Origin of the sequence: Lelliottia sp. CFBP8978 (genome assembly GCF_034046055.2) — a bacterium.
Taxonomy (GTDB): Bacteria; Pseudomonadota; Gammaproteobacteria; order Enterobacterales; family Enterobacteriaceae; genus Enterobacter.
This window is the reverse complement of the sequence record NZ_CM188253.1, coordinates 2,141,960-2,156,944: the sequence shown is the minus strand read 5'-3', so window position 1 is coordinate 2,156,944 and position 14,985 is coordinate 2,141,960. Positions and strand designations below refer to the sequence as shown.

The 14,985-nt window shown below is 51.3% G+C and carries 15 protein-coding genes and 2 pseudogenes; 9 read left to right on the top strand and 8 right to left on the bottom strand.

Annotation, left to right across the window (positions count from 1 at the left end; translation table 11 throughout):
- Positions 1-298: 298 nt before the first annotated feature.
- The 4 genes and pseudogenes from SOM82_RS10125 to SOM82_RS10110 all read left to right on the top strand — a co-directional run.
- Positions 299-457, top strand: a pseudogene (locus SOM82_RS10125) (ISNCY family transposase); the annotation flags it as partial.
- Between the two features lie 102 nt (positions 458-559).
- Positions 560-1,450 (top strand): LysR family transcriptional regulator, encoded by an 891-nt coding sequence (locus SOM82_RS10120; RefSeq protein WP_320459479.1) that lies wholly within the window; start codon positions 560-562, stop codon positions 1,448-1,450.
- A 192-nt stretch (positions 1,451-1,642) separates the two neighbouring features.
- Positions 1,643-2,707 carry an alpha/beta hydrolase gene (locus SOM82_RS10115; protein WP_320459478.1) on the top strand — a complete coding sequence of 355 codons (1,065 nt, stop codon included), beginning with the start codon at positions 1,643-1,645 and terminating at the stop codon, positions 2,705-2,707.
- 6 nt (positions 2,708-2,713) lie between these two features.
- Positions 2,714-3,832: an NADH-dependent flavin oxidoreductase gene (locus SOM82_RS10110; protein WP_320459477.1), complete on the top strand. Its 1,119-nt coding sequence runs from the start codon at positions 2,714-2,716 to the stop codon at positions 3,830-3,832.
- A 66-nt stretch (positions 3,833-3,898) separates the two neighbouring features.
- Here SOM82_RS10110 and arsH read toward each other — a convergent pair whose 3' ends face one another.
- On the bottom strand, positions 3,899-4,603 hold the full coding sequence (gene arsH / locus SOM82_RS10105; RefSeq protein ID WP_320459476.1) for an arsenical resistance protein ArsH: 705 nt from the start codon (positions 4,601-4,603) through the stop codon (positions 3,899-3,901).
- A gap of 85 nt (positions 4,604-4,688) precedes the next feature.
- Between arsH and SOM82_RS10100 the strand changes: the two genes are divergently transcribed.
- The 3 genes from SOM82_RS10100 (at position 4,689) to arsC (ending at position 6,839) form a co-directional block, all read left to right on the top strand.
- Positions 4,689-5,009, top strand: coding sequence for a transcriptional regulator (locus SOM82_RS10100; RefSeq protein WP_320459475.1), 321 nt, complete (start codon positions 4,689-4,691; stop codon positions 5,007-5,009).
- Between the two features lie 45 nt (positions 5,010-5,054).
- Entirely contained in the window at positions 5,055-6,344 is a 1,290-nt protein-coding gene (locus tag SOM82_RS10095) for an arsenic transporter (protein WP_320459474.1), read from the top strand.
- 63 nt (positions 6,345-6,407) lie between these two features.
- Complete coding sequence (gene arsC, locus SOM82_RS10090; RefSeq protein ID WP_320459473.1) at positions 6,408-6,839, top strand: glutaredoxin-dependent arsenate reductase; 432 nt, start codon at positions 6,408-6,410, stop codon at positions 6,837-6,839.
- Between the two features lie 62 nt (positions 6,840-6,901).
- Here arsC and SOM82_RS10085 read toward each other — a convergent pair whose 3' ends face one another.
- The gene (locus SOM82_RS10085; protein ID WP_320459472.1) at positions 6,902-7,312 is read right to left on the bottom strand and encodes an ASCH domain-containing protein; all 411 of its coding nucleotides are present in this window, start codon (positions 7,310-7,312) and stop codon (positions 6,902-6,904) included.
- Positions 7,313-7,520: 208 nt separating this feature from the next.
- Here SOM82_RS10085 and tam point away from each other — a divergent pair, with 208 nt between their 5' ends.
- Positions 7,521-8,279, top strand: coding sequence for a trans-aconitate 2-methyltransferase (gene tam, locus SOM82_RS10080; RefSeq protein WP_320459471.1), 759 nt, complete (start codon positions 7,521-7,523; stop codon positions 8,277-8,279).
- Between the two features lie 99 nt (positions 8,280-8,378).
- Here the strand turns inward: tam and SOM82_RS10075 are convergent, their stop codons facing one another.
- Complete coding sequence (locus SOM82_RS10075; RefSeq protein ID WP_320459470.1) at positions 8,379-8,849, bottom strand: GNAT family N-acetyltransferase; 471 nt, start codon at positions 8,847-8,849, stop codon at positions 8,379-8,381.
- 119 nt (positions 8,850-8,968) lie between these two features.
- Between SOM82_RS10075 and SOM82_RS10070 the strand changes: the two genes are divergently transcribed.
- On the top strand, positions 8,969-9,517 hold the full coding sequence (locus tag SOM82_RS10070) for a GNAT family N-acetyltransferase (RefSeq protein WP_320459469.1): 549 nt from the start codon (positions 8,969-8,971) through the stop codon (positions 9,515-9,517).
- Between the two features lie 6 nt (positions 9,518-9,523).
- On the opposite strand, the gene SOM82_RS10065 is transcribed toward SOM82_RS10070, so the two are convergent.
- The 5 genes and pseudogenes from SOM82_RS10065 to SOM82_RS10045 form a co-directional block, all read right to left on the bottom strand.
- Entirely contained in the window at positions 9,524-10,438 is a 915-nt protein-coding gene (locus SOM82_RS10065) for a bestrophin family protein (RefSeq protein WP_320459468.1), read from the bottom strand.
- 203 nt (positions 10,439-10,641) lie between these two features.
- Entirely contained in the window at positions 10,642-12,093 is a 1,452-nt protein-coding gene (locus SOM82_RS10060; protein WP_320459467.1) for a tagaturonate reductase, read from the bottom strand.
- A 117-nt stretch (positions 12,094-12,210) separates the two neighbouring features.
- Positions 12,211-12,738, bottom strand: coding sequence for a GNAT family N-acetyltransferase (locus SOM82_RS10055; RefSeq protein WP_320459466.1), 528 nt, complete (start codon positions 12,736-12,738; stop codon positions 12,211-12,213).
- Between the two features lie 83 nt (positions 12,739-12,821).
- Positions 12,822-13,786 (bottom strand): annotated as a pseudogene (locus SOM82_RS10050) (sensor domain-containing diguanylate cyclase).
- 52 nt (positions 13,787-13,838) lie between these two features.
- A complete protein-coding gene (locus SOM82_RS10045) occupies positions 13,839-14,831 on the bottom strand; it encodes a diguanylate cyclase (protein WP_320459617.1) in 993 nt (330 codons plus the stop codon).
- Positions 14,832-14,985 lie beyond the last annotated feature (154 nt).

Sequence of the window (14,985 nt, the reverse complement as noted above, 5' to 3'; positions counted from 1 at the left end):
GTTTCAATTGTAGGAAAGTCTACCAGCAAAGAGAAACTGAGATCAAAGTGGACATTTTAATTGAGCCAGAAAGCGGTCATTTGAATTGAGCCTTGACACTTCCTGTCGTAGCAAAGTTGTAATGTCCGCTCTGGGCTAAGGGGGTTAAGATGTCCGGCGTGTATAATCAAGTAAGGATTACCATGACGGCTCTCGCAACGGAGTTTTTCACATTGGATGAAGTTAACCGACTCAAGATAATTCAGGACGTCATCGATCGACGCCTGACAACACAGTTGGCAGCGCAGCGGCTTGTAATCGGTCACAGTCTGTGCCATCCGGAGACGGTCCTTCACGTAGGCGTAAAGCCCCCACGACGAAGAAATCTCAGCGTTCCCTGGATCAGGACGATATGTTCAATGCACTGGTGAAACTTCAATCACGCTCTGAAGAAATATTTGGGAAGAAACAAACATAACTCAACATTATTTGCCAAGCGTTAATTATGGACAAATTGCCTCTATCCGGATTATTTTGTTAATGCCTCTAATGGTTCCTCACTTAGAAACTGGTTTAATAAATGCGTCGTAAAAATGTTAACGATTATCAAGCTTTTATCGCAGTAGCCCGAGAAAAAAGCTTCACAAAAGCTGCCGCTCAGTTAGGTGTCTCACAATCGGCGCTGAGCTACACGGTGAGGACTCTTGAAGCAGACCTTGGTCTTCGTCTTCTTACCCGTACCACGCGTAGCGTTTCTGTGACTGAAGCTGGCGAGCGGCTACTTTCCCGTATAGGACCTCATTTTGACGAAATTGAAAGTGAGATCGCCGCACTCAGCGGGTTGAGAGAAAAACCAGCCGGTACTGTGCGTATTACTGCCGTTGAACACGCCGCCGATACAATACTCTGGCCAAAACTCGCCCCTGTGCTACTTGAATATCCCGATATCAACATTGAAATTATCAGCGAGTACGGACTCAAAGATATTGTCGCTGAGCGTTATGATGCCGGAGTTCGTTTGGGCGAACAGGTTGATATGGATATGATTTCACTGCCGCTTGCCAGGGACTTCCGTTTTGCAGTGGTTGGAGCACCCTCTTATTTCATGGGGAAGACATATCCGGGAACGCCTCGTGATTTAAACGACCATAGCTGTATCAGGTTACGCCTGCCCACTCATGGCGGATTCTATACCTGGGAGTTTCGCAAGGATGGGAATGAAATTAAGGTTCGCATTGATGGACGCGCTACTTTCAGCACAATAAATATGATGAGGCAGGCCGCACTTGATGGACTGGGGCTTGCGTATCTGCCGCTAGATACCGTTGAGACTTCCCTTGAAAGCGGGACGTTAGTCCAGGTGCTGACAGACTGGTGTCCGCCCCGTCCCCCCTATCATCTTTACTACCCCAGCCGTCTACAACATTCTCCGGCATTTGCACTTGTGCTTGAAGCACTCCGCGCCCCATAACCTTTGAGCGCTGTTTGTCCTGGTCCATATGGAACTCAGTTTCTTATAACCCTATTAATAAAACCTCCTTCTAAGCCCATGCGAAATTAAGCATCTAATTTCTGAATACTAAAGAGATTAAGATGGCCGCTGAAACAATCTGTGTTCTTTCAGCGGCCAGGGCCGTCATCATGTAAATGAAGGAGTCTTGCAATGAGTAAAAAAGCAGGTGGGTTAAGCCGCCGAAATTTTATCCTGACGAGTTCAGTGGCTTCAGCAGGATTATTGATGGCGGGTCATGCTTCAGCCCTGCTCTCACCGACACCTAATACATCTGGCACCACGACACACGTAGATGGCATCACAGTCACCAGTGTCCTATTCCGCAACAATGAAATAATGATATCGGGAAACGTCTACGTTCCCCCGGGCTTCAGTGAAAACCGTCAATACGCTGCCATTGTTGTTGTCCACCCAGGCGGTGGTGTTAAGGAACAGACAGCGGGCCTTTATGCCCTCAAACTGGCTAAAGAAGGATTTATCACCCTGGCGTTTGATGCCTCCCATCAGGGGGCCAGTGGCGGATTACCGCGCTTTGTTGATGATCCCATGAAGCGAGTTGTCGATTTCTATAGCGCAGTCGATTACCTGACCACTCTTCCTTATGTCGATAATAATCGCATTGGCGCATTAGGCGTTTGTGCAGGCAGTGGTATCACGGTTAAAGCGTCGATGACGGAACGCCGAATCAAAGCGCTGGCAACTGTCAGTGCTGTGGATGTCGGAGCCGCAACCCGTAAGGGTTGGGAGGGAACAACATCAGAATCTGAACTCATTCCAACTCTGGCTGCTGTTGCTAAACAGCGCACAGTCGAAGCAGCAGGCGGCGCACCGGTTTATGTCAACTATGTGCCTAAATTGGGTGATGCCAGTGCCCCAAAAGATCTTCAGGAAGCAGCGGACTACTATCTGACCGAACGCGGAAAATATCCGACTTCTACCAATCAAATGCTGATGACAAGTATCAGTACGCTGGCGTCTTTCACCGGATTTGAAGGGGCGGATGTCTTTTTAACACAACCACTTCTGATTGTAGCTGGTAGCAAAGCTGGCTCGCTCTGGCACAGCCAGGAATTACACAAAACTGCTGCTTCTGTTCAAAAAACGCTGCATATCATTCCGGATGCAACACATATGGACCTCTATGATGGTCAGGGTGCAACGGTTGCAGCGAGTAAACTGGCTCCTTTCTTCAAGAAAAATCTCGCACAGGTATAACTATCCATGAAACAAACCCCACTACTTGAAAGATTTCCACTTGGTAAAGGTGTGACGCTGCGCAACCGTATTGTGATGGCCCCGATGACGACCTGGGCTGGTAATGATGACGGCACGGTATCTCATGAGGAAGAAGCATATTATCGTCGACGCGTTCAGGACATCGGGCTGGTCATTACTGGCTGTACGCATGTTCAGGAAAACGGCATTGGGTTCACGGGAGAGTTTGCGGCGTATGACGACAAATTTATTCCCGGTTTAAAGCGCCTTGCTATTGCTGCAAAAAGCGGTGGAGCACCGGCAATCTTACAAATATTCCATGCAGGTGTGAAAACCAGCCCTGAACTGGTTTCGGATATTGTCGCCGCAAGTGCTGTTGCTGGCGACGCCGGTCCTTTCGCACCGTCCGTAAGTCCTCGTGAACTGACATGCACTGAAGTCGAAACTGTTATTCAGGATTTCGGGGAAGCAACTCGCCGTGCAATAGAAGCAGGATTTGATGGTGTTGAGTTACATGGTGCCCATGGCTTTTTACTTCAGAACTTTTTCTCACCTCATTCCAACCGACGAGAAGATCAATGGGGCGGCTCTCTTGAAAACCGTATGCGTTTCCCTCTCGGCGTCATCGAGAGTGTGCGTAATACGATTGCTGAGCATGCAGCCAATCCCTTCCTGATGGGATACCGCATTTCACTGGATGAGCATTACGAAGATGGGTTGCGCATTGATGAGTCACTTCAGCTGGTTGACCGCCTGGTCGATGAGGGTATTGATTATCTTCACGTATCACTCGGTAATGCACTTGAAGCCAGACCCGTTGATGCACCGGATGGACCCAAAGTAATCGAACTCGTTCGCGATCATCTTGCTGCACGGATACCTCTGATTGTGGCCGGACAGTTACGCACACCAGAGCAAGCAGAGGATGCTGTTAAAGCAGGAGTATCTTTGACGGCCGTTGGTCAGGGCATGGTGATGAACCCAGACTGGGTTAAGTTCGTAGATGGCAAAGCTGAAGGAAAAATTGCTCTCAGTATTGCTGCATCAGACGTAGAGAAACTTGCTATACCCCAGAAACTGTGGCGCGTCATTGAGGAAACCACTGGCTGGTTTAACATTCGTTAGTTTTCAAATTGGCCCGAAATTTAATTCGGGCTTACTCGCTGACCACGGTATGCGTAGACGAGAGGATTATATCTTTGCCTGATTCACCCGTGCAGAGAGTTCCTGATGGCTCTCTTTCCTTTCACTGTAGCGGTCGGCCAGAAAGTCTGTGTGTCCTTTCAGAAGTAACGTCATTTTGAACAACTCTTCGGCAACGTCAACAATCCTGTCATACCAGGCTGAGGGTTTCATGCGCCCTTCATCATCAAACTCCTGCCACGCTTTCGGTACTGACGACTGGTTGGGAATGGTGAACATGCGCATCCAGCGGCCAAGTATCCGCATCTGATTTACCGTGTTAAAAGACTGCGAGCCGCCGCAGACCTGCATAACGGCCAGCGTTTTGCCCTGGGATGGACGAACAGCACCTTCACTCAGGGGTATCCAGTCAATCTGGGCCTTCATCACTGAGCTCATGGCTCCATGCCTTTCCGGGGAACTCCAGACCATCCCGTCACACCATCTGACCATCTCGCGTAGTTCAAGCACTTTGGGGTGACTCTCCGGCGCATCATCAGGTAGAGGCAGACTGGAAGGATTATAGATTTTCACCTCAGCGCCCATCGCTGTCAGCAACCGCCCTGCCTCTTCGGCTGCAAAACGGCTGTAGGAACGCTGTCGCACTGAGCCGTACAGGATGAGAATACGCGGCATGGTTTCATTGTTGGCCGAAAGTTTGCTGGCAATCGCATCATCAAAGTAATCCGGTTCGATTGCAGGTAAGTCGGTCATAAAAATCTCCCTTTCATAAGCTATGCTTTAAAAACTATCACATATGGAATATCATATGTATTGTTATTTTTTAGCGAGGTTACGCATGCTACAGCCTGTTCAGCTTTTTAAACTGCTCGCCGATGAAACCCGTTCGACTATTGTGATGCTTCTCAGGGAGTCCGGTGAGATGTGTGTGTGTGATATCTGCGGGGCAACCGCAGAATCTCAGCCCAAAATCTCACGCCACATGGCATTATTACGTGAAGCAGAGCTGGTCATCGACCGCCGAGAAGGGAAATGGGTGCATTACCGACTGTCGCCACATATGCCTGCCTGGGCTGCGGGTATTATTGATACCGCCTGGAATTGCGAACGAGAAAATATACGCAATAAGCTCAGTAACGCGGCATCGTCCGCTTGCTGAAGACGACAGATATATTCGAATAAACCAATATGAATGGAGCTTCTGATGTTACTGGCTGGTGTTATCTTTTTGTTCACGCTCGTTCTGGTTATCTGGCAACCCAGGGGGCTGGGAATCGGCTGGAGCGCTTCTCTGGGTGCTATTCTGGCACTTCTGACAGGCGTTGTTCACCTGGGCGATATTCCGGTGGTCTGGCAAATCGTCTGGAATGCCACTGCCACCTTTATCGCGGTGATCATTATCAGCCTTTTGCTTGATGAGTCGGGTTTCTTTGAGTGGGCCGCACTGCATGTGGCCCGTTGGGGAAATGGCCGTGGCCGCCTGCTCTTTACCTGGATTATCCTTCTCGGTGCGATGGTGGCCGCACTATTTGCCAATGATGGCGCGGCACTGATCCTGACACCGATAGTGATTGCGATGCTTCTCGCGCTGGGGTTCAGCCAGGGCGCGACACTCGCCTTTGTCATGGCCGCAGGATTTATTGCCGATACCGCCAGCCTGCCACTGATAGTGTCGAATCTGGTCAATATCGTTTCGGCTGATTTCTTTAAGCTGGGATTCACCGAATATGCGCGGGTCATGATCCCGGTAAACTTCGCCGCAATTGCGGCCACATTGGGTATGTTGCATCTGTTTTACCGCAAAGACATTCCTGCTCATTACGATATCGCCCTGCTAAAAAAGCCGAAAGAAGCCATTCGGGATGTGAATACCTTTAAGACAGGCTGGGTCGTTCTTGCTTTGCTGCTGCTGGGATTCTTTTGGCTGGAGCCGCTCGGCGTACCGGTTAGCTTAGTCGCCGCCGTTGGCGCTTTGATTCTTTTTGCCGTTGCGAAGAAAGGCCATGCCATTAACACTGGCAAGGTACTGCGCGGCGCTCCCTGGCAGATCGTTATCTTTTCGCTGGGCATGTATCTCGTGGTTTATGGTCTGAGAAATGCAGGCTTAACACACGCCCTCTCCTCCTTGCTGAACCAGTTGGCTGAACAGGGATTATGGACGGCGACGCTCGGGACCGGCTTCCTGACAGCCTTTCTCTCTTCGGTGATGAACAATATGCCAACCGTTCTGGTCGGAGCGCTCTCCATTGACGGCAGCACTGCGACAGGTGTCATCAAAGACGCGATGATTTATGCCAACGTCATAGGCAGCGATCTCGGCCCTAAAATTACCCCCATTGGTAGTCTGGCGACCCTGTTATGGCTGCATGTTTTGTCGCAAAAGAAGATGAAAATTAGCTGGGGATACTACTTCCGGGTCGGCATTGTGATGACCATCCCGGTGCTTTTTGTCACCCTGGCAGCACTGGTACTGCGACTTTCCGTTACACTGTAACTTATCACTTTATTTTTACCCCAGTAGAATCCATTAGCGGGGTACTAACCAGAGAGCATTACGATGAGCAATATTACTATTTACCATAATCCGGCCTGCGGAACGTCACGCAATGCCCTCGAAATGATTCGCAACAGCGGCACTGAACCTATGGTTATTTTGTATCTTGAGACACCGCCTGCCCGTAAAGAGCTGGTGAAACTGATTGAAGATATGGGTATTTCGGTTCGGGCCCTGCTGCGTAAAAATGTCGATCCTTATGAGCAGTTAGGACTGGCGGAAGATGTTTTCAGCGACGATCGGCTGATAGATTTTATGTTGCAGTACCCTATTCTGATTAACCGTCCGATTGTCGTGACCCCATTGGGGACCCGGTTATGTCGCCCTTCTGAAGTGGTATTAGCTATTTTACCAGATGAGCAGCGCGGCGCGTTTGCCAAAGAAGATGGCGAACAGGTTGTTGATTCGCAAGGTAAACCGATGACGAAATCATGACTGAACAGGGAGCGACGGCTCCCTGCTCCATTTTCGCAGGAAGCACCACGCTGATAACGTAGTTACAGAACCTCTACCAGCATAAATTCTTCAGCGACGAGTTCCATATCCTCAGCAAAGGATCCTTCGCGGGTGAAAAAAGCCTGGTGCTCTTTGCGCCAGTAAGCCAGGCTCAGATCACCTTCGCCCTCTTTGGCAGCAAACGCTTCGTCAACGTCGCAGAACTTTACCAACCGCATCGACATCATTCGAATCACACAGACCGGCTCCTGCTGACCGTTAAGAATAATATGGTAGCTGCCAATCCTCGGGGCGGGATCTTCCGCAAGGCAGGATGCTAATGATCCACAAGATGCCGTTTTTTTCTGGCTAATCACGAGTCCCGCCAGCTCATCCGCCATGTCAGGATTATCGCCAAACGACCATGCCGCGGCTCCGGGATATCTGTTCTTTACACTGTCTGTCGTGTTCATTGTTTATCCTTCTGTTTAAAGCGACGCTAGTTATCTGTTTATCGGCGAACCTGACAATGCCAAGCGGGTTCTCATTCGTTCCGCACAGATTATGATAATGTTTTCGCTGGCTTACGAGAGCAAAGACTGACAGCGCAAGAGATGAACGCCAGTCATGATAACAGCGGATCATCTACACTTGCTGAATCATCAATACGGGAGAGGCAAAATGAGTGACTGGAATCCTTCGCTTTATTTGCAGTACGGCGCTGAACGCACGCGCCCTGCCGCAGAATTACTTGCCAGGGTTATGCTGGACGATGTCACCGCGATCGTGGATTTAGGCTGCGGACCCGGAAACAGTACCGCGCTTTTACATCAGCGCTGGCCATCGGCGCAAATCACGGGCGTGGATAATTCGCCGGCTATGCTGGAAGAAGCGCGTCGCGCCCTGCCGGACTGCCATTTTATTGAGGCGGACATTCGCCGGTTCCGGCCCGAGCGTCCACTCAACCTGATCTATGCTAATGCCTCCCTGCAGTGGATCTCAAACCACTACGAGCTGTTGCCCCATTTGACCTCGCAGCTTCAGCTCAACGGCGTTCTGGCGATTCAAATGCCCGATAACCGGGATGAGCCCACTCACGTATTGATGCGTGAAGTGGCCTATGAACAGGGTTATCCCGATCGTGGACGTGAGTCGTTACCCGGCGTGCATGCCTATTTTGATATTTTAACCGACGCGGGCTGCGACGTGGATATCTGGCGCACCACCTATTACCACAAGATGAATTCCCATCAGGCGATTATTGACTGGGTAAGCGCGACCGGGTTACGCCCGTGGTTACAGGAGTTGAGCGAGAGCGAACAGCGGAATTACCTCGAGCGTTATCATCAGCTTCTCGAAGAGCAGTATCCGATCCAGGAAAACGGACAAATACTGCTGGCATTTCCACGCCTCTTTATCGTTGCCAGACGCGAGCCTTAAGCGGTATCAGAACGCATTAAACACCGACGGCGATTACGCCGTCGGGTTTGAAATCCCCACTCATTTTTATCAACAAAATGTCAGAGCAATATGCGGCTCTTATAACTCTATTGCCATATCAATACAGCGTAACTCCGCGTTCGCAAGCCGGGAAGAATAACAATTCTCCCCCAGCGCGACGAATCCTTGTTTTAGGTAGAATGACTGCGCATTCGGCGTAGATGAGAGCGTTAACCGGGCAATTCCCCGCTCAACGGCCTCTTGTTTTATCGCCTCGATAATCCGTTTTGCCATTCCTTTTCCCGCGGCTTCCGGCAATGTAAAAATGGCTTCAACGCTCTTCGCTTCAAGATCAAGATATCCGGTTGCGACCACTTCTCCGTGGTCATTTTCCACGACATAAAACGGATTCTGGGCAATCATCTGGCGATAGTTTTCCGGCATGACATCCGGCGTCCAGCGTTCAATAACGTCAGCATCGTAACTCGTGGTGCAGCCGGAGCGAATCGCCAGATTGCGGATTCGCCAGAGGGTTTCCGCTTCATCGGGCGCGGCCAGTCTTAATGTCATGATGACCCCTGTCAATTTTGATAGTGAACGAATTAACGCCAGCCCACGCAGAATGTGGTAATCATGAAAATAGCAGAAGACAAATAAAAAAATAACGCCCAAAAAAGGAGATCCGCACCATGACCGTACCTTTACTCACGACTGAGCGCCTTCTTCTCAAACCGTTGCAGGCGGAAGATGCGGCCCAAATCCAGACGCTCTACCCGCGCTGGGAAATCGTGCGTTACATGGTTGCCACCGTGCCATGGCCTTATCCGGAAAACGGTGCTGAATATTACGTGAATAACGTCGCCCTGCCGGATGTAGCAAAAGGCATCGCGTGGTTCTGGACAATCCGCCGTCATGAGACGCCCGATGAACTGATGGGGCTGATTTGCCTGTATGACGAGGATGACAATAACCGTGGTTTCTGGCTGGCACCGGAATGGCAGAGTCAGGGATATATGCGCGAAGCCAGTATCGCGGCCACGGATTACTGGTTTAATACGCTGAATAAACCGCTGTTGCGGGCGCCAAAAGCGGCCATTAATGCGCGTTCGCAACGTATCTCCGTCAGCAGCGGTATGCGCCTGGTGCGAACGGAGAAGAAAGCCTACGTCAGTGGCGAACTGGAATCTGAACTGTGGGAGATCACCCGCGACGAGTGGAACGCTTTGCAGCGTTCCTGAGGTGTATCAGGTGAGCTGGTAATGCCTGTCCGGCAAAATACGCGGCGGAATCTCTGGCTCATCGTTCATCTGCAGCAGATCGATTTCCATCGCATTGCAGATGGCATCCAGCGGCAGATCGTTATTTTCAACCCCGAACGGCTCCTCCAGCTCTTCAGCCAGCGCATCGAGTGAAATAAACGTATACGAGATCAGGACCGAAACGAACGGTGTCATATAGTGCAGATCCATCACCAGCGCAAATGGCAGCATGATGCAAAACATATACACGGTGCGGTGCAAAATGAGCGTATACGCGAACGGCACCGGCGTGTTGGCGATACGTTCACAGCCAGCCAGCACCACGGACATATCATTCAGGCGATTATTGAGACTATTGAAGAGAATGTCCGACAGCTGCCCTTCCCGTCGGCGGCTCGCCAGCCACTCGCCCATAATCAGTAAGATTCGGTTTGCAGGCGATTGTGAATCCATCGCGGCGCGCAGGTGTTGTGCCGAAAGGTAGCGTGATAATTGCCCGGCCTGAGGCTGTCTGCGCAGCGTCATGCGAAGACAGTGGGCAAACGCAATTTGCAGACGCACGAATTCACCCAGGTGAGGATCGTCCGGCAGCGTGTTTTTTACCTCGCGAAACAGCGAGCGTGACGCTATCATCAACTGCCCCCATAACTGGCGAGCCTCAACGTAGCGCGAATAACAGGCGTTATTGCGAAAGCCGAGGAAAATCGCGATCGCGACCCCGAGAATGCTAAACGGCGCCACCGTCAGCTTGATCCCCAGAGATGAGTACCACGGCAGCATGACGATAACGGCAATAGACAACAGGAAGTTGAGAAACAGCCGGGTGAAAATTTTTGACAGAACCGACCCGTGCCAGACAAAAATCAGGCGCAGCCAGTGCTGTTGAGGACGAACAATCATAGTCAGTTTCAGGCAAGAAGAGAGCGCGACTATTAAACGTGATCCCCGTCACGGTTGCAAGCGTGTTACGAACCCATTGCAACCTTTCACTGCCGGGCGATGACAGGCACAATGCCGAAGTGGTGTTTTTAAAAAAGATGGCTAATAGTATGTTGTAACTAATATGATTTCCAATAAAACCCGGCCGAAGCCGGGCGTGATGTTTAGCACAGTTGTTTCACTGCCGCTCGCATACCCTGAAGAAGAATCGCATCCAGATCCAGCGTAACTTGTTCTACCAATCCGCTCACCGATGTCAGATCCTGCTCCCAGTGCTCGCTAACGCTCAGAACCACTTTCACCAGTTCGCTGGTGCTGATCTGCTTGTCATGATGCTGCGTCCACAGCTGCTGATAACGCTCGATCCAGTGGAGGTCATCCTGCACCGGATAGCGTTCACCGTCGCGCTCGGCGCGGTAAAATGCAATGAGCGCAGCCAGCGCAAAGGTCAGTCGTGCGGGCAGTTTGCCGGTAGCCTTCTGCCCTGCCAGCAGCTGCGGCAGAATACGGGTACGGTATTTCGTCATACCGTTGAGCGCAATCGACAGTAGCTGATGTTTGATGTACGGGTTGCGGAAGCGCCCTGTCACCGCGCTGGCAAACGATTCCAGCTCATCCTGCGGTAAATCGAGTACCGGAATGATCTCCTGGTAAATCGCTTTTTCGACAAATGCGCAAATTTCAGCGTCGTTCATCGCTTCGCCAACGGTATCCAGCCCGGCCTGATAGGCAACCGGAACCAGCGCGGTATGTGCCCCGTTAAGGATGGCCACTTTCCGTTCTTTATACGGTTTGATGTCGTCAACAATCAGGACGTTGAGTGGGTATTTATCCAGACGCAATTCAGCCGCCAGTGACTTCGGTCCCTGAATAACAAACAGATAAAAATGTTCGGCTGTATCAAGGAAGCCATCGTGATAGCCCAGCTCCGTTTCCAGCGCCGCCACTTCATCGCGCGGATACCCCGTCACGATGCGGTCAACCAGCGTGGAGCAGAAGGTATTGGCTTCATTCAGCCATTGAATAAATGCAGCAGGCAGCGCCCACTCGGTGGCATAACGCAGCACCAGCTCACGCAGCGCATCACCATTGTAATCAATCAGTTCACACGGAATGATCACCCAGCCTTTATCCGCAGCTCCCGCAAAGTGGCTGTAACGCTCAAACAGTAAACGGGTTAATTTGGCCGGATAGCTGACCGCAGGGGCATCTTCAAATTTGTCGTCGGCATGGTAGCTGATACCCGCTTCGGTGGTATTCGAGAATACAAAACGCATTTCAGGATTATGCGCCAGCTGGAGAAACTCGTCGTACTGGTCATAAACACTGATTTCACGGTTCACGGAGCGGATAAGGCGCGCATCGCTCACCGCTTCGCCATTTTCATTCAGGCCGCGAATAATTGTAGTGTACAGACCGTCCTGAGTGCTGAGTGACGGCGGGAAATCGCTCTGAATTGGGCGAACAATGACCACGCCTGCATTCAGGTCTGTGTGCTCATTCAACAGGTCAACCTGCCAGTCGATGAACGCACGTAAAAAGTTACCTTCACCAAACTGGATGATACGTTCAGGATAGAGAGCACCGGGGAAATCACGACGGTTGAGTGTGTTCACAAGGGGGTTCCTTTTTTAATTAGTCATACAGCCCGATAAGATTGGTCCAATAACTTATCAAACTTTTAAACCACGAACCCCTGTTTTGATCAATTCATGACGTAATTGTGTAAATAATTATACATACTTATAAAACACAGACGTGGCCGTCATCTGGCCCGCTGGCATCAGGGCATACCGTGGTATCTCACCTACTTTTTGCCAGCCGGCACGATGGTAAAATGTTTCAGCGCGACTGCCGGTTGCCGTATCCAGCACCAGAACGCTTTTTCCCTCTGCCCGCGCCACGGCTTCGAGGGCTTCCATCAACGCCATTGCCACCCCACGTCGGCGGGCTTTTTCATGCACCAAAAGCTTGGCCACATCAGCGCGATGCGGCTGGTTTTCCGGCTGATCGGTAATGAGCTGAACCGTACCCAAAAAATCGCCCCGCTCATCGCGACAGACCAGAACCGTGCGTTCCTGCCGCCCTACGCTCTCGGCCACACCACGCCAGAAATGACGCGCATCTTCAGGGGAAAAAGGCAGCATAAAACTCACCGATGCGCCGCCGTTAACGCAGTTGTCGAGAATATCCGCCAGGGCATCAATATGGATGAGGATCTCATCCCGGGAGAGGGGTTGAACAAGCAGTGAAGAGGTCATGTGATTTCCTTTCGAGATGATCTCATCACACTGCCCTTAACAAATATTTAACGCAAGTGCGGCGATCATAGGCTTTTGTTATGTCACCCACCGAGGCTCTGCTGCTGTTTCATGGCCAGTATTTTGTCGTCGGCTCCTTTAAGCCACTGCTGCAAATCGCTGTGCTGATGGTCAAATTCGCACACGCCCCACGAGAACGTCAGACTCCACGGATGCAAATGGCGTTGATTATAAAGCGCCACCTGTTCGTTCAAATATTGCATCGCTATCCAGGCGCCCTTTTCATCGGTATCGGCAAACAGCACCGCAAACTCATCACCGCCATAGCGCACCAGCAAATCGGCCTCGCGAAACGACGCACGCATCAGATCCGCCATCGCTTTCAGGGCCATATTGCCTTCGCTATGACCGTAACGGTCGTTAATCTGTTGAAACTTATCGAGATCCATCCAGCCGATCGTTAAAGGCTCCGCCCGTCTTTTGGCCCCGGAGAGCGCGAAGGCCGCAAACTGATTAAATCCGCGTCGATTGAATAAGCCCGTCAGATCATCCGTAGTCGCGGCGCAGACCGCAGCGAACTCATCTTCCGCCAGCGAAGCGAGGTCGTTCAATACCCGTAAATCCCCGGCATCAAAATCTCGCGGCGCATAGTCCATCACGCAAAACGTTCCGGCGATAGCACCATCCGGCAGGCGCAGCGGGATCCCGGCGTAAAAACGCACGCCTGGACTGGCCGTGACCATCGGATTATCGACAAATCGTGGATCATTATGGGTATCAGAAACCACCAGCGGCGCGTGAGCAAGAATGGTATGACCGCCAAAAGAGAGGTTACGCGGTACAACTGCGGCGGCAAAACCCTCGACAGATTGTGCCCCTGGACGTGCTCATCAATGAGATTCACGCTCGCCAGGGGAACGTTAAACAGGCGTTTTGCCAGACGCGTCAGGCGATCGTAGGGCAGATGATGAGGGGATTCCAAAAGCCCGGACTCGCGCAAAGAGCGCAGACGTTCTGATTCATTGGCAGGAATAGCGGGCGCTTTCATAATAGCTCCTGACTCGCGGCTTTTTAATAGCTTAGCCTAAACAGAGCGCTTGTCAGTGGGCGAAAATTCGATTTTTGCCGCCGCGCTTGGCCTGATAAAGTGCATTATCCGCGGCCTGTAGCCAGTCGGTGACATTTCCCATCTCGCGCGTAGCCCCGGCAATACCGATACTCAGCGTGCATTTGACCGATTCTTCCGCCACGTCGTCCATCACGGCGGCCGCATCCATGATCCGCCCCGCCACGACGTGAGCCTCTTCGATAGTGGTATTCGGCAGCAGGATCACAAACTCATCGCCACCGAGACGCGCGGGTGTATCGGTCGGGCGAGTGGCGAGATGCAGAATTTGCGAAACCGTGGCGAGCATCGCATCCCCGACTTTATGCCCAAAGCGATCGTTCACCTCTTTAAAATTATCAATATCAATAAACATCAGCGCCGATTCACGGCAGGCTTGCTGTAATTGACTCAGTTCATGATCGATCCGCTTTTCCAGCAGTCGTCGATTGGCAATATCCAGCAGCGGATCCATCATCGCAATCCGCTCAAGTTCCCGGGATTTAATGCGTAAGCGGGTCGCGATATTGTTCGTCAGCACGCTGAGCGCAATAACATAGATAGCAATCAACGGTAACGTGGCAAAGAGAGTCTGCTGCGAAACAAAGGCATTCACCGCCATTCCCTGCATAAGCCAGGCGGCAAGAAACGCCACCAGCATGGCAATCGCCGCTTTCTTCATCAGCTGAAAACCACCAGCGGCCAGACGATCCGCCAGCAGGATTGTCGCAATCACTACCGAAGGCAGCGGATTAACCGCCATCATCGCGATCCAGAAGCCGCCCGCGCCTGCATCCAGCACCAGATTTTGATGTTCTGTCGCCAGCGGCGTGGCAGAAAGGCTCGCCCGCCGCCACGCAAAGGTTGGCCAGACAAAGGCATTCAGCGCCAGCAAAAGCATTAGCCATTCTGAACGTTGATGTTCAATAAGAACGGAGAGAACGGGAATGAAGCAAAGAAATGTGCCAAGGATTCGCATCAGATACATTCGTTTGACGAACCGATACCCTGGTAAGCGATGGTTTTTACTCAGTTTATCAATTCCGTTCATCACGCGATTTTTCCGATGTGTCATCCCCGGTATCTTATTGGCCTTAAAAATACGTAGCAAGCAATTTGTCAGCATTTTGATAACATCTATC